This is a genomic window from Streptomyces milbemycinicus (genome assembly GCF_002154605.1).
GTDB lineage: Bacteria > Actinomycetota > Actinomycetes > Streptomycetales > Streptomycetaceae > Streptomyces > Streptomyces milbemycinicus.
Genome location: NZ_MUNE01000128.1, coordinates 1 through 20,341, shown reverse-complemented (window position 1 = coordinate 20,341; position 20,341 = coordinate 1). Strand labels below are relative to the sequence as shown.

Sequence of the window (20,341 nt, the reverse complement as noted above, 5' to 3'; positions counted from 1 at the left end):
CGGTATGGCCTGCCGCTTCCCCGGGGCGGATTCCACCGATGCGTTCTGGGAGCTGCTGCGCGACGGCGTGGAGCCCCGGGAGGCCGTTCCCGACGAGGAGTTGAGGCGCGCGGAACTGCTGGACCGGGTGCGCGACGACCCGTCGTACGTCGCCACCCGTATGCGGTTCACGGACCCCTCGCTCTTCGACGCGGGCTACTTCGGCATGACTCCGGCCGAGGCCGCCGCGACCGACCCGCAGCAGCGCCTTCTGCTGGAGACCACGGTCCACGCCTTGCAGGACGCCGCTCTCGAACCAGGGACGTTCGAAGGCAGCGTCGGCGTATACCTCGGCATGAACCACTCGGACTACCTGCTGCACCATGTGATGAGCCACCCCGAGGTGGTCGAGGCCCTGGGCTGGCACCGCGTCCTCATGGGCAACGACCGGGGTTTCACCGCGACCGGTGTGTCCTACCGCCTGGGCCTGACGGGCCCGAGTGCGGCGGTCGACTGCGCCTGCTCCTCCAGCCTCGCGGCGGTGCACCACGCCTGCCGCGCGCTGCTGGACTACGAGACGGACGCCGCCGTGGCCGGTGGCGCCGGCATCAAACCGACCGACCTCGGCTACTCCTATGTGGAGGGCGGCATCGGTTCCCCCGACGGCCGCTGCCGGCCCTTCTCCGCGGACGCCCGGGGCACGGTGTTCTCCAGCGGTGTCGGGGTCGTGGTGCTGCGACGTCTGGAGGACGCGCTCGCCGACGGCGACCGGGTACTCGCGGTGATCCGGGCCGGCGGTGTCAACAACGACGGGGCGCGGAAGAGCGGTTACACCGCGCCCAGCGCCCAAGGACAGGCCGAGCTGATCGCCTCGGTGCTCGAACTGGCGGGCATCGACGCCGATCAGGTCTCGTACGTGGAGGCGCACGGCACGGGCACCGCCCTCGGCGACCCCATCGAGGTGAGTGCCCTCACCGAGGCCTTCCGCACGACGAGCCGTGCGACCGGCTTCTGCGGGATCGGGTCCGTGAAGTCCAACATCGGTCATCTGGACTCGGCCTCGGGGATCGCCGGCCTGATCAAGGTGGTCCTCGCGCTGCGCCACCGCACCCTGCCCCCGACGCTGTGGTGCGAGGAGACCAGTCCGCACATCGACTTCGACACCTCGCCGTTCCGGGTCACCGGAGAGCTGCGGCCATGGGACGGCCCGCGACCGCTGCTCGCCGGGGTGAGCTCGTTCGGCGTGGGCGGCACGAATGTGCACGTGTTGGTGGAGGAGGCGCCGGAGGGACCGGAGGCGGCCGTCGGCGGCCCGCCCCGGCACGCACAGCTGCTGCCTTTCTCGGCCGCGTCGCATACGGCCCTGGACGCATGGGAGTCCGGCCTGCGGGAGCGGCTTTCGGCTCAGACTCCCGAGGGCGTACGCGACATGGCGTACACCCTTGCCCGCGGGCATGCCGTACTGCCCTTCCGGCGTGCACTGCTCTGGGTCGATGGCCGGGAACCCGTCACCCTCGACGGGGACGGCGCGGATACGGGGCGCGGGGGCGTCGCCTTCGTCCTGCGGCACACCGAGCCCGACCAGAAGTCGCTCCAGGAACTTCTCGGCCGCCATCCGGTGTTCCGGAAGACCGCCGAGCGGCTCGTCGGGCCGTGGGCCGCGGCGCGCGGCATGACCGTCCAGCAGGCGCTGAGCACCCTGACGGCCCGGGCCCCGGCGCCGCTGACATCCGCCGTCGTGGCGCTGGGCGAGGCCGCCGTGTGGGCGGAGCGCCAGGGAGCCGCCCCCCGGGCCATCGTCGCCGACCGGGCGTCCCGCCCCGCCGCGGCTGTGCTGGCCGGCGCGCTGACGGAGGACGAACTCGCCGCCGCCATGGCGGACTTCCCGGCCGACAGCGCCTCTGCGGCCGAACACGTCCTGCGCCGGGTGGCGCTTCGTCCGCTGACCATCCCCTGGTACGACGAGGACGGAGCGGAGTTGTGCCCGGCGGGCCGCCTGCCGGACCCGGCCCTGGCCTTCGGCGACGCCGCGGCCACACCGGGCCGGCGCACCCTGCCGCCCCGGATCTCGGCGCTCGTCCACCTCGGCGCGGCCGCGCGGCTCCCCGCCGCCTCGGCACCGGACGTGTTCGCGGGAGCGGTGCACGTCGTCGGTCCGTCCGGCACGCGAGGCGGCGACGCCTCGCTGCTCGGGCGCCTCGGCCGCGCCTGGGCGCTGGGGCTCCTGGAGGACCGCTCGGGACTCGTCGATGCCGCCGGCGGCCGGGTCGTGGACCTCCCCGCGTACCCCTTCGACCGGCAGCGGCACTGGCTGGAACCACGGCCGCCGCAGGGCGCCGCCGAGCGGTCCGTACGCTCCTCCGGCCCAGAACCCGCCTCGGTGGAGGCAGGCGGTGCGCAAACCGCCGGACAGTCGGCTCGGCACATCTTCGCGCAGTGTCTGGGGGTCGAAGACGTCGCGGAGGACGACGACCTGTTCACACTCGGCGGTGACTCCCTGCTCGCCACCCGGGTCGTGGCCATGGCCCGTGCGCGGCTCCGGGTGAACGTACCGTTCGGCACGTTCCTGCGGGAGCCGACGCCGGCCCACCTGGCCCGGCTGGCGCACAGAGAGCGGGAGGAGGAGGCGGCGGCGGGCACCGGAGCACGACCCGGGCCGCGCGATCGAGGCCCGGTGTCCGCCGGCGGTCCGATCCCCCTGACTCCCCTTCAGGAAAGGTTCCTGTTCCTCAGCGAGATCGACGGCGCGGCCGAGGCGTACAACGTGCCGGTTCTCGCCGACCTGCGCGGCCCGTTGGACATCGAGGCGCTGCGCGCCGCGCTTGCCGACGTCGTCGCCCGGCACGAGAGCCTGCGCATGGTGTTCCGCACGACCGCGGACGGCACGACGCAGGAGATCCTGCCCGAGGTGCCCGTCGAGCTCCCGGTCCTCGCCGTCGACGGCGAGGAGTCCCTGCGGTCCGCGATCGCCGGACTGCTGGACCGCGGGCTCCCGCTGGACCGGGCTCCCGCCTTCGCCGCGCGCGTGTTCACCACCGGGCCCGGCCGGCACGTCCTCGCCCTCTCGGTGCATCACATCTGCGCGGACGCCCACTCCACCGGCATCCTGCTGCGTGACCTCTACGCCTGCTACGCGGAGCGAACCGGCGGCGACAAGGCCGCCCTGCCCGCCGTCGAAGGTCTGCCGGCCGCCCACATGCGTGCCGTCGCCGCATGGCTGACCTCCGCGGACGCCGACCGGCAGCTGCGCTTCTGGCTCGACGAGCTGGCGGATCTGCCCGAGCCGCTCCAGCTGCCGGGTGACCGGCCGCCCGGTGCGGTCCGCGGCTACCGGGGCAGCACCGTCGACTTCGCCCTTCCGGCGGAACTCTCCAGCCGGGTCCGCGCGCTGGCCGAGCAGCACGGCGTGACGCCCTTCGTCGTCGTACTCGCCGTCTTCTTCCTGCTGCTCGCCAGGGTCACCGGGCGGACGGATCTCGTCGTCGGGACACCGGTCTCCGGACGACACCGGCCCGAGACCCGCGACCTCATCGGAAACTTCGTGAACACCCTCCCGCTCCGGGTGCGGACCGAGGAAACCCTGGACTTCCACGCGTTGCTGGGGCAGGTCGCCGAGCGGGTGACCACGGCCTTGGACCACCAGGATCTGCCCGTCGAGGTGGTCACCCGCCAGCTGGGAGGCAGCGGCCAGGACCTGAACGCCACCCCGGTATTCCAGGTGCTGTTCAACATGCTCAACCTGGACGCGGGCAGCGCCGCGCCGCCGGCCGGGCTCGACCGCCGCCCCCTGCCGTTCGAGCGGCACACCAGTCCGTACGAGCTCTCCCTCGACTGGTGGTTCGGCCGGGACGGGAGCATTACCGGACGCTTTCTCTACAACACCGAGCGCTTCGAGAGGGAGACCGTCGCGGGGTGGCAGGACACCTTCGCCTTTCTCCTGGCCACCGTCGTGGACTCGGCGGACCGACCGCTGAGGGACGTCCCCTCCGAGTCGCCCGCCACCGCCGCCCGGACCTCCGCGGCCCTGGCCGGCCCTCGGGTCCCCGTCCCGCCACGACCGGTCCACGCGGTCTTCGCCGACTGGGCGGCCAGGGAACCCGGCCGCCTCGCGGTCACCGACGGCCGGACCTCCCTGACGTACGGCGAACTGGCGCGTGTCTCGGCGGGGGTGGCCGACCTGCTCGCCGGGCTCGGCGTACGTCCCGGCCACCACGTGGGCCTCGCCATGGAACGGGGAGTGCCCCTGGTCGGCGCTCTCGTGGGCGTGATGCGCGCGGGAGCCACGCCGGTGCCCTTCGACCTGACTCACCCGCGGCGCAGACTCGCGGCCATGGCCGAGGACTGCGGCGCCGCCGTCGTCATCGCCGAGCGCAAGGAGGACGCCGACTTCGCCGTCGGAGCGACGGCCCTGGAGCTGGCGGACATCACGGCGGTGCGAGGCGGCGCGGACACCGTCCCGGGCGACGCGGTGGACCTGTCGGTGGGTGCCTATCTGACCTACACGAGCGGCACCACGGGCCGGCCGAAGGGCATCCACTTCCCCCACCGCGCGCTGGCCAACCTCATCCACTGGGAGACCGCCGGCCACACCGCGGGGCTGCGCCGGCTGCAGCTCGCGTCCTTCGGTTTCGACGCCTCCTTCCACGAGGCGTTCGCCGCCCTGTGCTCGGGCGGCTCCCTCCACATCGCCGACGACGAGACCAAACACGACCACGACATGCTGGCCGGCTTCATCCGCGACCACCGGGTGGAGAAGGCCATCCTGCCGGTGTCCCTGCTGCACGCGCTCGCCGCACGCTTCGAGAACGACACCGCCGCCTTCTCCTCGCTCAAGGAGATCGCCTCCACCGGCGAACAGCTGCGCCTGAGCGCGCCGCTGATCTCCTTCTTCGAGTCCCTGAAGGAATGCCGGCTGATCAACAACTACGGGCCGGCCGAGACACACGTGGTGACCTCCTACCGGTTCAGCGGACCGCCGGGTGCCTGGCCACGGCACGCACCGATCGGCCGCCCGATCCAGAACGTCACGCTGTCCGTGCTGGACAGGCAGGGCCGCGACGCTCCCCGCGGCGCGGTCGGCGAGCTGGTCATCCACGGCGACTGCGTGGCCACCGGCTACCTGGGACAGCCTCAACTGACCGCGGAACGCTTCCCGCGTCCGGGCCCGGACGGCGGCACGGCGCACGGCGCCGCTGCGTACCGCAGCGGAGACAGAGCCCGGCTGCTGCGCTCGGGCGACATCGAGTTCCTGGGCCGTGGCGACAACCAGGTCAAGATCCGCGGCTTCCGTGTGGAGCTGGGCGAAGTGGAGACGGTGATCCGCGAGGACCCGGCGATCCGCGACGTCGCCCTGGTCGTCGGCGGCACGGAGGGTGATCAGCGCATCGACGCCTATGTGGTGGCCGCTTCCGGGGCCGGGGTGGCCGAGCGGACCCGCGACCGGCTCAGGGGCGAGCTGCCGGCGGCGATGGTGCCGTCGTCCTTCACCGTCCTCGACAGCCTCCCGGTCAACGTCAACGGGAAGGTCGAGGTGTCCCGGCTGCCCCGGCCGGGCAGCCCGGTGCCGCGAAGCGCGGGCACGGACATAGCAGATATATCCGAGGCGGAGGGTGTCCTGCACGGTGTCCTGACCGTCTTCCGCCGCGTACTGGACAACCCGCTGCTCGGCCCGGACGAGGACTTCTTCGACGCCGGCGGCCACTCCCTGCTCGCCACCCGCGTCATCCACGGCGTACGGGAGGAATGCGGCATCCGGCTGTCGGTGCGGGAGCTCTACCGGCACGGCACGGCCGCGGAAGTGGCCGCCCTGGTGGCCGGCCGCCGCCCCGTGACGGACGCCGAGGAAGAGCTGCCCGCCGTCGCCGCCCCGCTCGTCGTCCCCGCGGGGCACCGCGCGCTCCTCGACGGCTTCCCGTCCTCCGACCGGCAGAAGACCTTCGTGTTCGACACCGGGCAACGGCTGGACCCGGCACGGCTGAGTACGGCGGTGGAGGCCGTCCTCGGCCGGCACGCGGCCCTCCGCGTACCGTATGCGGCCGATGCGGACGGGGAGTCGCAGGCCCGGGCACAGGGTGTCGCCGTGCCCGATCCGCCCGGGACACCGGCGGGCATGACGCCACACGAAGCCGCGGCATGGATGTACGACCGGGCTCAGCGCAGGCCCATCGATCCCGCCGCGGAACCTCTGTTCCGGGTCGCGGCGGCGCAGCTGCCCGAAGGCCCCACCCTGCTGGCGCTGACCGTCCATCTGGCCGCCCTGGACGGGCGGAGCCTGAACACCCTGTGCCGTTCCCTCGCCGAGGCCTACGCCACACCCACGGCGCACCGCGAAACGGACGACGGATTCCTGCGCTACCTCACCTGGCGGCAGTCCCTGGCCGGCAGCGAGCGCGCCGAGGAAACCGTACGCCGCTGGCGCCGGCTCCTGCCCGGGACCCCGCGGGACGCCGACACCCTCGGTCCTGCGGCCGACGGGGAGATCGCCGGGCAGCGGTCCTGGGCCCCCGGGCAGCGGCTCCAGCAGACGCTGCGCCGCAGGTGTGCCGAGCACCGCGTGACCCCCTTCCTGCTGCACCTCACCGCCTTCGCCACCGCCCTGGCCTGGTCGCGGGACGAGGACGAGGTCTGTCTGGCGCTGGCGCTGGACGGCAGGATCCACCCCTCCCTCGACGCGACGGTCGGCAGCTTCGCCAACGTCGTCCCCTTCCCGTTCCGCCTGCGCGCCGCGGAGCCGCTGCGCCACGCCCTGGAGGCCGTACGCGAGGTCTTCGACGACGTGGACGGCGTACGCACCGTGAACTACGCGGACCTCGCGGCCGTCGACGAGGGACTCGGGGCCTTCCGGAGCCTTCCGGTCGTCTTCACCTATGCGCGCGACGAGGGCGAGCCGCTGCGGCTCGGCACGCGGGAATTACGCGCCGTCGGGCCCGACGTACTGGCCGCCGGGCAGCGGCTGCAGCTGACCGTCGCCGACAGCCCGCGCGCCTTCCGCACCCGGCTCACGTACGCCCGCAGCCCTGCCGAGCGGCGGGACGCACGGGTGATGGCCCTGTATCGCACCGTGCTGTACGCCCTCGTGTTCGAGGCCGACACCACCGCCGCGGACCTTGCCGCATCCATCGATCCCGGGGAGGGCGCGTGAAGTTCGGCCTTTTCTTCTTCGCCAACGGGCAGGACACCACCGAGCAGTACCGTCTCCTCCTCGAGGCGGCGCGGTTCGCGGACGCGGAGGGCTTCTCGGCCGTCTGGACGCCGGAGCGGCACTTCCACGACTTCGGCGCGCCGTTCCCCAACCCCTCCGTCACCTCGGCGGCCGTGGCCACCATCACCTCGCGCGTCGACGTACGCGCCGGAAGCGTCGTGCTGCCGCTGCACGACCGCCTGCGCGTCGCCGAGGAGTGGGCCGTCGTCGACCAGCTCTCGGACGGCCGGGCGGGCCTCGCCATCGCCTCCGGCTGGAACCCGCAGGACTTCGTCCTGGCACCCGGCAACTTCGAGAAGAACAAGAGCCTGGTCCGTGACGGGATCCAGGAGCTGCGCGCGCTGTGGTCCGGCGAGGCCGTGCGCCGTCCGGGGCCGGGCGGGGAGGAGCGGCTCGTCCACACCTACCCGCGCCCCCGGCGGGACGAGGTGCCCCTCTGGGTCACCGCGGCAGGCTCCGCCGAGACGTTCTCCCTCGCGGGAGAGCTGGGGTGCGGCATCCTGACCCACCTTCTCGGGCAGTCCTGGGACCGGCTGGAGGACAATCTGGCCGACTACAGCGAGGCGCTCGAAGGTGCGGGATACGGCATCGAGCGCGACCGCGTGACGGTCATGCTGCACACGTTCGTCGCCGAGGACAGCCGTACGGCGCTGGAGACGGCCCGTGCCCCCATGACCGCGTACATGCGCTCGTCCATGAGTCTCTTCGGCCTCAAGTCGCCGCAGAGCCACGGCGTGGGACCGGCATCGGACGCCGCGATGCGCGAGTTGCTGGACCACGCCTACGAGGAGCACGCGCGGACCCGGTGCCTCATCGGCTCCGTCGACAGCTGCCTGCCCCTCGTCGAACGCCTCGCCGACCTGGGCGTCGACGAACTCGCCTGCCTGATCGACTTCGGGGTCGCGGCGGACGAGGCGCTCGGCGCGCTGCGGAACCTGGCGGTGCTGCGGGAGAGGTGCGAACAACTGTGATCTCCCGGACCGGAGGGCGGCGGGCGGCCGTCTGCCGCCCGCCCGCCCCCCGCGCGCTACGCCCGCACCGCGGTGAGCCGGGCGACCGCCTGACGCAACTGCTTGACGGTGCCCACGGCCATGGCCGGCACCTGCGAGGCCGAGCCGCGGCTGATGTTCGTCAGCACCCTGCCGGGACCGACCTCGACCAGCGCGTCGACGTCCTCCTTCACCAGCAGCTCCAGCGTCTGGCTCCAGTGCACCGGCGAGGAGAGCTGGCGCCTCAGCGACTGACGTGCCTCCTCGCCCGTGTGCACATACGTGGCGGTCGCGTTGGCGATCACCGGGATGACGGGAGTGGCGAACGGGACGGCCTCCAGATGGGCGGCGAACTCCTCCTCGATGTCCTTCATCAGGAGCGAGTGGAAGGGCGCGCCCACCTTCAGCTGTGCGACGTGTGTCGCACCGGCCGCCCGTGCGGCGACGGTGACGGCCTCCACCCCGGCCACCGTTCCGGACACCACCGTCTGCGTCGGCGCGTTGTAGTTGGCCACGGCCACGCTCTCACCGGTGGAGCGCGACGACTCCTCGCACAGGTCACGGATCCGCTCGGCGGGCAGCCCCAGGACCGCCGCCATCCGTCCCGGTGTGCGCCGGTTGACCCCGGCCATCAACTCGCCGCGACGGCGCACAAGACGCAGCGCGTCCTCCCAGGCGAGCACCCCCGCGTGCACCAGGGCCGGGTACTCACCGAGGCTGTGGCCGGCCACCACGCCCGGCCGGATGCCGTGTTCCCGGAGCACCGCGGAGACGGCGAGGCTGGTGAGGAACACACCGGGCTGGGTCACGGCGGTGTCCCCCAGCTCCTCCTCGCTGCCCTCGAAGCACAGTCGGCTCAGCGGAAGTCCCAGAATCTCGTCGGCCGATGCGTAGTAGGCCCGTACGCTTTCCGCGTATTCCCGGGCGAAATCCTTTCCCATTCCGGGCACCTGCGAGCCCTGCCCGGGGAAGAGAAACGCAATCCTGTCCACGGCCACCCCGTTAGCGTCGTGACAACAAAACTTGACGCGGCCTCGACCGCGATCGCTCACCCTATCGATCAGGCGGGACGGAGACAATGCCAAGTCAAGTAATCATCAGAGATCTAGGATCCCGGTCCAGGCGATACGGGAACGCGGAGCCGGAAACAGAGCTGACGTGTTTTCTCATTCACCATTCCGGAGGCTCGGCCGCCGGCTACGCGCCCCTGGCCGAGCATCTGCCCCGTACGTGGCGAACACTGGCCGTCGAACTGCCCGGACGGGGCGCCTCCGTCGGCGAGTCGGCCTGCGGCGACATGGCCGCGCTGATGGCACGCGTCGCGCCCGCGGTTCTCGACAACGCCGGTGACCGCTATGCCGTCTTCGGCCACAGCCTGGGCGCGTTGGTCGCGTACGAGCTGGTCAGAGAGGCCGAACGGCGGGGCACCCCACCGGTTTGGCTGGGTGTCTCCGGAAGCCCCGCACCGCACCGCATCCGGGACCGCCCGCTGGAACGGCGTGATCTGTGGCCACGCGAGCGGCTCGTGGCGTTCCTGCGGGAGCTGGGCGGCACACCGGAGGAGATGCTGGAGATCCCGGACGTGGTCGACTACATGGTGAACGTCCTGCGCGCCGATCTGCGCATCGTGGACACCTACGAACACATCGACGGACCACCCCTCTCCACTCCCGTCTCCGTCTTTTCCGGGGACGTCGATCCGCTCGCCGCGCACGAATTGCTGGGCGGTTGGCGAGAGAGAACCCTGACGCCGGTCAGCTTTCACACCTGGCCCGGTGGCCACTTTTATCTGTTCGATCATCCGGAAAGCTTCTGCAAGAGTCTCGTGGCGGACGTCAATTCCGCTATGTCCGGTACACCAACAGCGGCGCGAGAAGAAATGGAAGACGCTGAGAGTCATGGCTGAGAACAAGCCCTCCGGTCCGGGGGGAGAGAAGAAGACGCGGCAGATCGCCGGTGCCGCGCTCCCGCTCTACCTGACGATGATCGCCTCGTCGGCGGCATCCCTGGTGGACACGGCCGTCCTGGGGCGGCACGCCACGGCCTCGCTCGCGGCCTTCGCCGTCACTCTGGCCGTGTTCAGCCCGGCCACCGCCGCGGTGTCCGGAGCCATGCGGGGAGTCATGCCGTTCGTGGCAACCAACAAGGACGACGCGGACGGCCTGCTGCCCGTGCTGCGCAACGGCATGTGGCTCGGGATCTGCGTCGGACTGCTCGGTGCCGCCGCCGTCGCCTCCGTGCCGCTGATCGGCAAGGCCGGTGGAGTGCCGCAGAGCACCCTCGACGAGTTGGGTGTCTTCCCGTACATCCTCGCCTGCAGCGTGCTCGTGATGTCGATCGCGGCCACCGCGACGTCCACACTCGTCGGGCTCGGCAAGGGCAAGGCGGTGATGCGTTCCGGGATGACCGGCACCGGCGCCGCAGTCGTGCTCTCGCTGGTCCTGGTCGGCGGCGTCGGTTCGTTCGAGGGCTTCGGCCTGCCCGGCGCCGGCATCGCCATGCTCACCTCCAGCGTGATCAACGCCTCCCTGGCACACATCCAGTTGCGCCGGGACACGGTGCTGGCCGGGAGGTCGCTGCGGCTGGGGCGTCCGCATCCGCGCGAGGTGCTCAAGCTGGCCGCGGTCGGCATCCCGCTCGCGGCCACCGTGCTCATCAAGTTCGCCGTCCTGGGCGTCCTCGCCTTCTCCGCGGCCCGGGTGAACACCGACAGCGCTGCCGTGCACAGCATCTCCCTGTCCCTGGTGAACCTCATGTTCACCGCGGCGGTGGCGGTGGGCCAGGCGACCGTGCCGCTCATGGCCGCCCATGTGAAGACCGGCGACGTACAGGAGGTCAGGCGCAGCGCTCACGCGGGTGTCCTGGTGGCCCTGGGCGCCGTCTGCGGTCTTGCCCTCCTCCTGGTGGTGGCACGCACCCCGGTGATCTCGCTGTTCACCGAGGACACCGGCCTTCACGACAAGGTGCTGGACCTGCTGCCCGTCGTCCTCCTCGCGGTGCTGGCGGACGCCGCCCAGGCGGTGTTCGGCTTCGGACTGATCGGCATCAAGCGCACCGTCCCCAGCCTGGTCATCTTCGCGATCTGCTACGGGTTGCTGGCCCTGGTGGCCCTGCCCGTCGGCGCCGCGGGCGGTCTGAAGGCGCTGTGGCTCTCCCTGGCCGGCGCCAACCTTCTGCTGGTGGCCGGGCAGGCCTTCTTCTTCCAGCGCCGCAGTGGCTCACTGACCAGGCCCGAGCCGGCCCCTGCGAGCGCCTGACCCACCTTTCCGCGACCTTCCGCGACCTTCCGCGACCTTCCGCGACCTTCCGCGACCTTCCGCGACCTTCCGCGACCTTCCGCGACCTTCCGCGACCGAAGTCAGGAGTACCTCCATGGGCATGTCCGACGATCGTGAGCGACCCGGCACTCTCGTTGAACTCTTCGAGACGACAGCGGCCCGTCACCCGGACCGCAACGCCGTGAGTGACGGCGAACAGACCCTGATCTACCGGGAGTTGAGCACACGCTCCGACGTGCTCGCCGCGCACCTGGTCGCGCGAGGGGTCGGCCGGGAGGACCGCGTGGTGGTGCACCGCCCCCGCTCCAGCGAGGTGTTCGTCGCCCTGCTCGGCATTCTCAAGGCGGGCGCGACCTATGTCGCGGTGGACGTCCGGTATCCCGACAAGCGCCGGGACCTGATGATCCAGCGAAGCAAGGCCAAGGTCATCGTGACCGAACCAGGGTGGGGCGCGCGGCTCTCGCACCTCGGGCCCGACGTGATCGAATGGCACAGTTCGGCCGACTCCCCCGCCCCCGGCGACCTGCCGCTTCCCGCGCCGGAGAACGGGGCCTGCGTGCTGTTCACCTCGGGCTCGACCGGGGTCCCGAAGGCCTTCGTGCTGGAGCACCGCAACCTGCTCGCCTTCGCCCGCAACCGCGTCATGCCTCAGCTGCTGCCCACCGATCGCACCAGCCAGATCGCCAGCGTCTCCTTCGACGCCTTCCACTTCGAGACCTGGTGCAGCTTCGCGTACGGAGCGGAGATCGTCGTCATGCCCGCCATGGCGGAACTCCTGGCCTCCGATGTGAAGCGGGAGCTGGAGGACCGCCGCATCAGCGTCATGATCGCTCCCACCATGGCGTTCAACCACCTGGCCCGCGAGAGCCCGGAGACGTTCGCCGGCCTGCGTGTCCTGCAGGTCGGCGGTGGCACCATGCTGGCCTCCGCCTGCCGGGACGTCCTGGCGAGCGGCTTCAAAGGGTCGCTGTGGAACCTCTACGGCCCGTCGGAGACCACGACGGGCTGCTCAGTGGCTCATATCGAGTCGGTGGGACCCGAGGACACCTCGGTGCCCATCGGCCCCGTCCTGGACGGCTTCTCCATGTACGTGCTGGACACCGACCGGAAACCCGTGCCCGTCGGTGAGGTGGGCGAGCTGTACGTGGGCGGAGTGGGGGTCTCCCGCGGGTACATCGATCAGCCGGAGCTGACCGAGCAGCGCTTCGTCCCCGATCCGTTCGCCGGGGACGACAGCCGCATGTACGCGACCGGCGACCTCGGCCGGCAGCGGCCCGACGGGGTCTTCGAGTACGTCGGGCGCGCCGACGACCAGGTGAAGATCCGCGGCTACCGGGTGGAACCGGGCGAGGTGGAGCGCGCGCTCGCCCAGCACCCGCTGGCCCGGGAGGCGATCGTGCTGGCCACCGGCGAAGAACTGGACCTGCGCCTGGTGGCATTCGTGGCGGCGGACAGCGCGCTGACCGACGAGGAGCTCCTGGCGTACGCCAAGCGGGAACTGCCCGAGTACATGGTGCCCAGTCGCGTCCTGCTCCTGCCCCGGATCCCCGACAACGAGAACGGCAAACGGGACGTGACGGCGCTCAGGGCCCTGCTGGCCGAGGACTCCCGGCAGCTCTCGCCGTCCGACCTGCCGTCGGGTGAGACGGAGACGTACCTCGCCCGGCTGTGGCGGGAGTTCCTGGGCGACGAACCGGTCGGCGCCACACACGACTTCTACGCCGCCGGCGGCAACTCGCTCCTCGCCTTCCGCATCCGGCAGCGGGTGGCCAAGGAGCTGGGCGTGTCCATTCCCTTCAACGCGATCCTCAACCACCCGGTGCTCCGGGATCTGGCGGCGCTCATCGACGCCCAACGCGACACCTCGGACCGGCAGGTGTCGTGATGCGGCGGATCGCAGTCGTCTACGACATGGGCGCCGCGGACGTGGTGGAGATCGCGGCCGCACTCGAAGGGCTGGCGGAACCGATCTTCGTCTGCCCGGACTCCCAGTTCGGTGAGCAGCCCACAGAGCTCATGGCCGAGCTGGGCCGGCTGTGCGACATCAGTGGGCTGGACCTCGGCCGCGCCGCCACGAAGGTGCGCGCGGAACGGCCGGACGGAATCGTCACCTTCACCGACTATCAATTGGAGAGAACCGGGGCACTCGCAGCAGAACTTGATCTTCCGTTTCACTCGCCCGAGCTGGTGCGCAAGCTCACCCACAAGCATCTGCAGCGCGAGGTGCTCAACGGCTGCGGTGCGTCCGCGGTGCCGGCGCGGCTGGTCACCGGGGAGGATTCCGCCCGGCTCGCCGTGGCGGAGGTGGGCCTGCCGGCTGTGTTCAAGCCCGACGTGGGAACCGGCAGCCGAAGTACCTACCGCATCTCCTCATACGACGACCTTGTTGCCGCCTGCCGTTCGGAATTCCCGGGACCAGCGGCGTCCGCCGCGACAGAAGCCTTTGTCTTCGAGAGGGAACTGCAAGGAGTCGTGAACACCGCGCCCTGGGGCGACTACGTCTCCGTGGAGTCGGCCGTCTTCGACGGTGCCATCACCCATCTGACGGTCACCGGAAAATTCCCGCTTGCGCCACCGTTCCGGGAGGCCGGGTCCTTCCTGCCCGCGGCCTTGCCGGAAGAGGACGAGAAATCCGTCCTGGACGTGGCCACACGCGCCCTGACCGCCCTGGGCGTGCGCACCGGGGTGTGTCACACCGAAGTGAAGCTCACTCCGTCAGGACCGCAGGTCATCGAAGTGAACGGGCGCCTTGGGGGCCTCGTCAACGCTCTTCTCGCCCGCGCGACAGGGGTGGACGTCATCCGGCTGGCGGCCGGTATCGCTCTCGGGGACGAGGAAGCCACGAAAGCGGTGGACAACATCGCCTACGAGCGGATCGCGTTCATATACGCTCGCGTGCCTCCCTTGGAGGCGCGGCGGGTCGCCGAGGTGTCGGGCCTCGAGCAGTTGCAGCGTCTACCCGGCATTTCCCGTGTCGTCCTGAAGCGCGGAGCGGGGCACTCCACCGACTGGCGTGCGGGGCGGCTGGGGCAGGTCTACGTCTGCTTCGGAGCCACGGAGACCCATGAAGCGCTGGCCTCGCTGCTCGATGAAATGACCGATGTGGTCAAGGTCCGCTATGAACCGCGATATCCGCCACTGATCAATTGATTCCGCATCCGCACACCGCACCCTGGAAGAAGTTCCTTGAAAAAACCTCAAGTCATACGCTCCTTCAGCGACCTCGCCACAGGGGTCCTCGACCAGAACCTGCCCGTGGTCACGCTGTTCAGCGGAGGGCTGGACAGCACTTATCTGCTGTACCGGCTACGCCGGTCCGGGCACCGTGACATCCATGCGATCAGCGTGGACGTGGGAGGTGACGAGACTCTCGAAGAGAAGCAGCGCATAGCCGACCGACTCGGCATTGGATTGCACATCGTTGATGCACGGGAAACTTTCGCGCATGAGTTTGTTCTCCCAGCCATATCCGCACAGGCCGTCTATCTGAACACGCATCCGATCAGTTCCTCGCTGAGCCGTCCCCTGATGGCACGCATAGCGGTCGAGATGGCCCAGAACATGGGGGCATCGACAATACTGCACACCGCCAATCAGTCCCAGAACACGCTGCGACGACTGAACGGGGCAATCAACCTGCTCGGCTTCTCGGGTCGGTACGGAAGCCCCTACGAACTCGATCCGGTCGACCGCGCCCAGAAGATCGAGGAACTCAAGGATGCCGGCCTGGACGAGATGGCAGATCGGATCGTCAGCGGTGACTCGAATCTGTGGTGCCGGGAATTCGAGTCGGGAATCCTGGAAGATCCGGAGGACCATGCAGCTCCCGAGCATCTGTATCGGTGGTCCATCACCGAGAATTCCGCACCCGAGGGCCTCATGGACATCAGGTTCCGGGCAGGAGTTCCCATCGCCGTCAATGGAACCCAGCTTCCGCTGACAGGGCTGATCCGCGAAATGAACCTGCGTGTGGGTGCCTTCGGTATCGGCCGTTACAGTGGCCTTGAGCATTTGGCCGACGGAGAAAAGGTGCTGGAGATCCGGGAGATGCCGGCGGCCTGCCTGCTCTTGCGCACATACCGGCATCTGGAAACGGCCACCCTGGACGCCGAGACCATCCGGGAAAAGATGCACATGGAGCAGCTCTGGGTGCGCGAGGCCGTCGAGGGCCGGTGGTTCGGCCCTCTTCGAGCCGCCTGCCAGTCATTCCTTGACAACTGCTCGGCTCGTATCACCGGATCCGTGCAGTGGAGACTGACTCCCGGCTCGGCACAGACGACGGCAATCCTCGCGGAGCACCCCCTTTACCTGCGCGACCGGGAATCCTGGGAAAAGGAAAAAGTCGCCGACGCCTCCTGTTCCTGGTGAACCGATGCAAGGTCAAAGCGCGAGATAAGGAGGCCCGATCGGATAAAGACCGACCTGATCGGCAAGCCATTGGGCCCTCAAATGCACGCCTTTCCGGTCGTGAATATGCACCGTATGATCGGGCGCGGGCTCATCCCAGTGAATTTGTCGCGAATTGATGGAGATGGAAACATGCGCATACTCCTCCTCCGCGGACAGCCGCAGCGCAGGCACCTCCGGCCAGCGCACCCCACTCCACACCAGCGTCGCGGGACATTTTCCCGCAGCAGCGACGAAGCGGTCCTCGAGCCGGCCGAGAGGCTGGGATGTCCACTCCAGAAAAATCGGAAACGGGCCCGCGACAACTGAACTGGCCGACGGCTGAATGGCCGGACTCTGCCCGCACCCGAATGCGGTGGCTGTCGGCATGGCGGCGCTCAGCATCTCCAGTTCCGAAGCCTCGGATACGGTGGCCTCGAGACTCACCTCGGCATCAGTCGGGTCGCCGATCGCCAGCAAGCGACGAGCTGTCTTCACCGCAGCCACCAGATCCGTCGTCCGGAACACCGGATGCGCCTGAGAGTTCCCCATGGAAAGCATTGTGCCAGCGACGACATGTGGTGTCCCACGAAGCTCTGCATAAATATTTCACAAAACGGTCTTTCATAGTAGGGAGGGTGCATCATGTCTACAACGATCAAGGACTCTTCGGCCGCCCTGAAGTCTGCTTACGCCGAGGCCGGGTGGAGCCGGATACCTTTCCGATTCGACAGCAAAGCGCTTGAGCTGATCCGCGAGCGTGTGGCGTCGATCAGCCGGGAGCGCAGGCCGGAGGTCGTCCATGAGAAGGACAGCGATGTCGTCCGAGCCATCCACGGCTGCCATCTCTTCGACGATGTGTGCTCCGCGCTCGTGAGACACCCGCAACTCGTCGCTCTGGCCGAGATCCTGACGGGAAAGCCGGTCTACGTCTACCAGTTCAAGGTCAACCTCAAGCAGGCCCATGAAGGCGCAGCCTGGCCGTGGCACCAGGACTACGCGTTCTGGAACAAGGAGGACGGCATGCCACGTCCGGAGGCCGTCAACGTCGCCATATCACTGGACGACACACACGAGGACAACGGCCCGCTGACCGTCATCCCGGGCTCCCACCGCCTCGGCCTCATCGGTCTCCCCAACACGGTGGAAGGGGAGGGTGACTGGCGGCGGCACGTATCCGCCGATCTGGCGTACACCGTCAACACCGATACGGCATCCGACCTTGCCCAACGGAACGGCACCGAGCTCATGGTGGGTCCGGCCGGGTCGGTCCATGCCTTCCACCCGAGCCTCGTCCATTCCTCGTCGAACAACTCCTCGCCAGACCGACGTGCGCTGCTCCTGATCACCTACAACGCCGTCGACAACGCACCAGTGGCCCCGACACGCCCCGAGTTCCTCGTCAGCCGGGAGACCACCCCGATCACCCCCCGCCGTGATGACCGGCTGGCTGTAGAACCCCACGGACAGGCGCCGGCCACGACAACGGCACCACCTCCCGATCATGAACCCGGCTGAGGCATCAGCCCCAGCCCCACCACCCAGCCCCGATCCGCTACCCTGTCAGGGGCCGCCACGACCTCAGTGGCGGTCCCTGATCCTTGCTGATACCGCAGCGAGTGCTCACACAGAGCATTCGGCCACGTTTTCCGCAAGGCCCCGCCTCCGTAGCTCAGGGGATAGAGCACCGCTCTCCTAAAGCGGGTGTCGGCAGTTCGAATCTGCCCGGGGGCACCAGATCAGCGGTATGTACGGCCAGGGACGCCCGGTGTGCTTGAGCGGCCGACCGGTCAAGGCGCTTGTTTCCCCAGCGGAACCGGCATCCGTCCCGGTCCCCGGGGGCGAGGCCACGATCGCGGGCAGCACACCATGACGGCCCCGATACGACGCGTCGGCGTTCACTGCACACGTGGCTCGGCCGGTGACGGCAGAGCTGCCAGCCTGGTGACCGGGGACGCGAAGAGTCCGATCGCCACGGCGGCGGAGCCGATCGCCGCGACGGTCAGGGCGCCTCTGCCTCCGAGCGCGCCGGTCAGGAGACCGGCGGACAGGCCGCCGAGTGCGCCGCCGCCGAACAGCAGCGTACGGAAAGCCGCGGTCATCCGCCCCATCATCGACGCGGGAGTGCTCGTCTGCCGGAGGCTGACGATGATGACATTGGCGACGCCGAGTCCCAGGTACGTGACGAAGAAGGACGCCACGCACATCGCGATCACCAGTCGGCTCGGTCCGGCGGCGGTGGCGAGGAGGCTCGGGCCGAGCAGCAGGGCCGACTGGGCCAGCAGGTAGACGCGTCCGAGGCGGAAGCGTCTGATCACCCGTCCGGCGACCAACGCGCCGATGAGGCCGCCCACCGAGGCCGTGGCGAAGATGCCACCGAGCACCGACGGGGCGAGATGCAGATCGTGTGTGCCGTGGAGCAGGAACATCGTCCATACGGTGATCATGGAGAAGTTGCAGCAGAACCCGACGAGCGCCAGGGCGCGCAGGATCCTGTCCGTCATGACCCAGCGCAGGCCGTCCCGCAGCTCCGACCAGATGTGGCGGCGGGCGCCCTGCTCCGGACGCGGCTCGGGTGTGCGGATGAGCAGCAGGGAGATCACGGAGAACAGGTACGAGAAGGCGTCCACGATCAGTGCCACCGGTGCGGTCAGCGTCGACACCAGGGCGCCTGCCAGACCGGGCCCCGCCACATCCGCCGTGGAGGAGCTGACGCCCATCTTCGCGCTCGCCTCGACATAGTGATCGGGGTCGCGGACCAGGGTGGGGACGTACGACATCCAGCTCACGTCGAACAGCACCGACACGACACCGACGGCGCACGCGATGACCGTCAGGGTGACCATACTGAGGGCATCCGCCCAGTACAGGACGGGGACCAGTGCCAGCAGGACCATGCGGACCAGGTTGGCCGCGAGCATGACCCTGCGCTTGCGTACCCGGTCCACCCACACGCCGAAGATCAGGGCGAGGCCGAGGTAGGGGGCGAGTTGCAGGAACCGCACCAGTCCCACCTGCTCGTCGCTCGCCCCGAACGCGCGGATGGCGGTCAGGGGCAGCGCGAGGGTCGTCACCTGGGTGCCGAGCAGCGACACGGTCTCGCCCAGCCAGAACTTGAGGAAGTCGCCGTTGCGCCAGAGGGTTCTGGGCAATTTCCCGGCAGCCGCCTCCGGGCCGGCCGCCGCCACATTCGCCGACGCCATCAGCGGGTTCTCCGCCCGTGCTCGGCGAGTTCGGCGACGGCTGCGGCCACTGTGTCGACCTCGTCCTCGGTGTTGTAGTAGTGCGGTGACAGGCGGAGACACCAGTCGACGTCCTTGTCGCCGAAGTCGTACTGCGCGAACTCCCGGAAGCTCAACGCCGAGTTGACGCCCCGCGTGTCCAGGGCCGTCTTGAATGGCTGCGGCTGCCAGCCCTCGACCTCGAAGGTGACGAGCGCCGCCGGGGCCGGGCCGCGGTCGAGCAGCCGTATGCCGGGGATGTCCGCCAGGCGGTCGCGCAGCCGGGCGGCCAGCGCGGGCGTCCGGCGGGAGATCGGCTCCAGGCCGACCCGAAGGGCGTAGCGCACCGCCGTCGCGCAGCCGAGCAGGGTGGCGTACGGGAACTCCCACTCCTCGAACCGTGCCGCGCTGTCCACCGGCCGGTACGTGTCCGGCTCGACCCAGCGGGCGCCGTACATGTCGATGAACAGGGGCTCGTAGCCCTCCCGCAGGACGCGGTCGGATACGTAGAGGAAGCCTGAACCGCGCGGGCCGCGCAGGAACTTACGGCAGGTCGCGGTGAGCAGGTCGCAGCCGATCTCGTCCACGTCGATCGCGTACTGCCCCACCGACTGGCAGGCGTCCACGAGGTAGAGCAGGCCCAGTTCCCGGCAGTGGCGGCCGATCTCGCCCACCGGCTGCACGAGGCCGGAGTTGGTCGGTACATGCGTCGCGGCGACGAGTCGGGGGCGGCGGGAGCGCATGAGCGCCGCCATGGCGTCGACATCGACGCCGCTGCCGTCGGGGTGGTCAGGGGCGTGGACGATCTCGACGCCGAAGCGTTTACGCACGGCGAGGAACGCGATCTGGTTGGAGATGAAGTCGTTGCGCGTAGTGAGGATGACGTCGCCGGCCCGGAAGTCGATGGCCGACAGGGCCTTGGTGTACGCGTGGGTCGCGCTGCCGGCGAAGGCGATGTTGTCAGGGCCGGTGCCCAGGAGGTCGGCGATCGACGCGTAGAAGTCACGGACCTGGACTTCTCGTGCGGCGGAGGCCTCGTATCCGCCGATGTCCGCCTCCAGTCGGAGGTGGTCGGTCATCGCCGCCAGGGCCGGACGGGCCACCAGGCCGCAGCCCGCGTTGTTGAAGTGGATGATCGACTCGCAGCCCGGGGTGTCGGCGCGCAGCGCCGCGATTCCCGACGCCGTGTCGAGGAGCGATTCTCCAGCAGGGGCAGAAGCGTTACTCTGTTGTCTCATGTCAGAGAGTAGCAGTACTGAGGCACTGGTCGGGATGCTCCGTACGGAG

The 20,341-nt window shown here is 69.7% G+C and carries 12 protein-coding genes and 1 tRNA gene; 9 read left to right on the top strand and 4 right to left on the bottom strand.

The window, feature by feature from the left end; genetic code table 11:
• Window positions 1-4 precede the first annotated feature (4 nt).
• Complete coding sequence (locus CCN51_RS11960) at window positions 5-7,120, top strand: non-ribosomal peptide synthetase (RefSeq protein ID WP_086859522.1); 7,116 nt, start codon at window positions 5-7, stop codon at window positions 7,118-7,120.
• On the top strand, window positions 7,117-8,151 hold the full coding sequence (locus tag CCN51_RS54895) for a MupA/Atu3671 family FMN-dependent luciferase-like monooxygenase (protein WP_014179015.1): 1,035 nt from the start codon (window positions 7,117-7,119) through the stop codon (window positions 8,149-8,151). Before CCN51_RS11960 ends, CCN51_RS54895 begins: the two co-directional genes overlap by 4 nt.
• Before the next feature lie 56 nt (window positions 8,152-8,207).
• Here CCN51_RS54895 and fabD read toward each other — a convergent pair whose 3' ends face one another.
• Window positions 8,208-9,161: an ACP S-malonyltransferase gene (gene fabD / locus CCN51_RS11950; protein WP_043491275.1), complete on the bottom strand. Its 954-nt coding sequence runs from the start codon at window positions 9,159-9,161 to the stop codon at window positions 8,208-8,210.
• Window positions 9,162-9,247: 86 nt separating this feature from the next.
• Here fabD and CCN51_RS11945 point away from each other — a divergent pair, with 86 nt between their 5' ends.
• The 5 genes from CCN51_RS11945 to CCN51_RS11925 all read left to right on the top strand — a co-directional run bounded on the left by CCN51_RS11945 (window position 9,248) and on the right by CCN51_RS11925 (window position 15,815).
• Window positions 9,248-10,075: a thioesterase II family protein gene (locus CCN51_RS11945; RefSeq protein ID WP_078610608.1), complete on the top strand. Its 828-nt coding sequence runs from the start codon at window positions 9,248-9,250 to the stop codon at window positions 10,073-10,075.
• On the top strand, window positions 10,068-11,426 hold the full coding sequence (locus CCN51_RS11940; RefSeq protein ID WP_014179012.1) for an MATE family efflux transporter: 1,359 nt from the start codon (window positions 10,068-10,070) through the stop codon (window positions 11,424-11,426). The genes CCN51_RS11945 and CCN51_RS11940 overlap by 8 nt, the downstream gene beginning before the upstream one ends.
• Before the next feature lie 121 nt (window positions 11,427-11,547).
• Complete coding sequence (locus CCN51_RS11935) at window positions 11,548-13,332, top strand: non-ribosomal peptide synthetase (protein WP_043491268.1); 1,785 nt, start codon at window positions 11,548-11,550, stop codon at window positions 13,330-13,332.
• A 26-nt stretch (window positions 13,333-13,358) separates the two neighbouring features.
• Window positions 13,359-14,597 (top strand): ATP-grasp domain-containing protein, encoded by a 1,239-nt coding sequence (locus tag CCN51_RS11930; protein ID WP_158104663.1) that lies wholly within the window; start codon window positions 13,359-13,361, stop codon window positions 14,595-14,597.
• A 36-nt stretch (window positions 14,598-14,633) separates the two neighbouring features.
• On the top strand, window positions 14,634-15,815 hold the full coding sequence (locus CCN51_RS11925) for an argininosuccinate synthase-related protein (RefSeq protein ID WP_043487454.1): 1,182 nt from the start codon (window positions 14,634-14,636) through the stop codon (window positions 15,813-15,815).
• A 12-nt stretch (window positions 15,816-15,827) separates the two neighbouring features.
• Here the strand turns inward: CCN51_RS11925 and CCN51_RS11920 are convergent, their stop codons facing one another.
• A complete protein-coding gene (locus CCN51_RS11920) occupies window positions 15,828-16,385 on the bottom strand; it encodes a hypothetical protein (RefSeq protein WP_143675773.1) in 558 nt (185 codons plus the stop codon).
• Between the two features lie 93 nt (window positions 16,386-16,478).
• On the opposite strand from CCN51_RS11920, the gene CCN51_RS11915 reads away from it, so the two are divergent.
• Window positions 16,479-17,351, top strand: coding sequence for a phytanoyl-CoA dioxygenase family protein (locus CCN51_RS11915; protein ID WP_014179006.1), 873 nt, complete (start codon window positions 16,479-16,481; stop codon window positions 17,349-17,351).
• A gap of 143 nt (window positions 17,352-17,494) precedes the next feature.
• A tRNA-Arg gene (locus CCN51_RS11910) sits at window positions 17,495-17,570 on the top strand.
• 161 nt (window positions 17,571-17,731) lie between these two features.
• Here CCN51_RS11910 and CCN51_RS11905 read toward each other — a convergent pair.
• Both CCN51_RS11905 and CCN51_RS11900 read right to left on the bottom strand, forming a co-directional pair.
• Complete coding sequence (locus tag CCN51_RS11905; RefSeq protein ID WP_014179005.1) at window positions 17,732-19,036, bottom strand: MFS transporter; 1,305 nt, start codon at window positions 19,034-19,036, stop codon at window positions 17,732-17,734.
• The gene (locus CCN51_RS11900) at window positions 19,036-20,292 is read right to left on the bottom strand and encodes an aminotransferase class V-fold PLP-dependent enzyme (protein WP_014179004.1); all 1,257 of its coding nucleotides are present in this window, start codon (window positions 20,290-20,292) and stop codon (window positions 19,036-19,038) included. Before CCN51_RS11900 ends, CCN51_RS11905 begins: the two co-directional genes overlap by 1 nt.
• Window positions 20,293-20,341: the final 49 nt, after the last annotated feature.

Bases quoted from the DNA above. Each gene is read 5' to 3' on its own strand.
- CCN51_RS11960 (WP_086859522.1), top strand. From the start codon at position 5: ATGGCCTGCCGCTTCCCCGGGGCGGATTCCACCGATGCGTTCTGGGAG.
- CCN51_RS11945 (WP_078610608.1), top strand. From the start codon at position 9,248: ATGCCAAGTCAAGTAATCATCAGAGATCTAGGATCCCGGTCCAGGCGA.
- CCN51_RS11940 (WP_014179012.1), top strand. From the start codon at position 10,068: ATGGCTGAGAACAAGCCCTCCGGTCCGGGGGGAGAGAAGAAGACGCGG.
- CCN51_RS11935 (WP_043491268.1), top strand. From the start codon at position 11,548: ATGTCCGACGATCGTGAGCGACCCGGCACTCTCGTTGAACTCTTCGAG.
- CCN51_RS11930 (WP_158104663.1), top strand. From the start codon at position 13,359: ATGGGCGCCGCGGACGTGGTGGAGATCGCGGCCGCACTCGAAGGGCTG.
- CCN51_RS11920 (WP_143675773.1), bottom strand. From the start codon at position 16,385: ATGGGGAACTCTCAGGCGCATCCGGTGTTCCGGACGACGGATCTGGTG.
- CCN51_RS11915 (WP_014179006.1), top strand. From the start codon at position 16,479: ATGTCTACAACGATCAAGGACTCTTCGGCCGCCCTGAAGTCTGCTTAC.
- CCN51_RS11905 (WP_014179005.1), bottom strand. From the start codon at position 19,036: ATGGCGTCGGCGAATGTGGCGGCGGCCGGCCCGGAGGCGGCTGCCGGG.
- CCN51_RS11900 (WP_014179004.1), bottom strand. From the start codon at position 20,292: ATGAGACAACAGAGTAACGCTTCTGCCCCTGCTGGAGAATCGCTCCTC.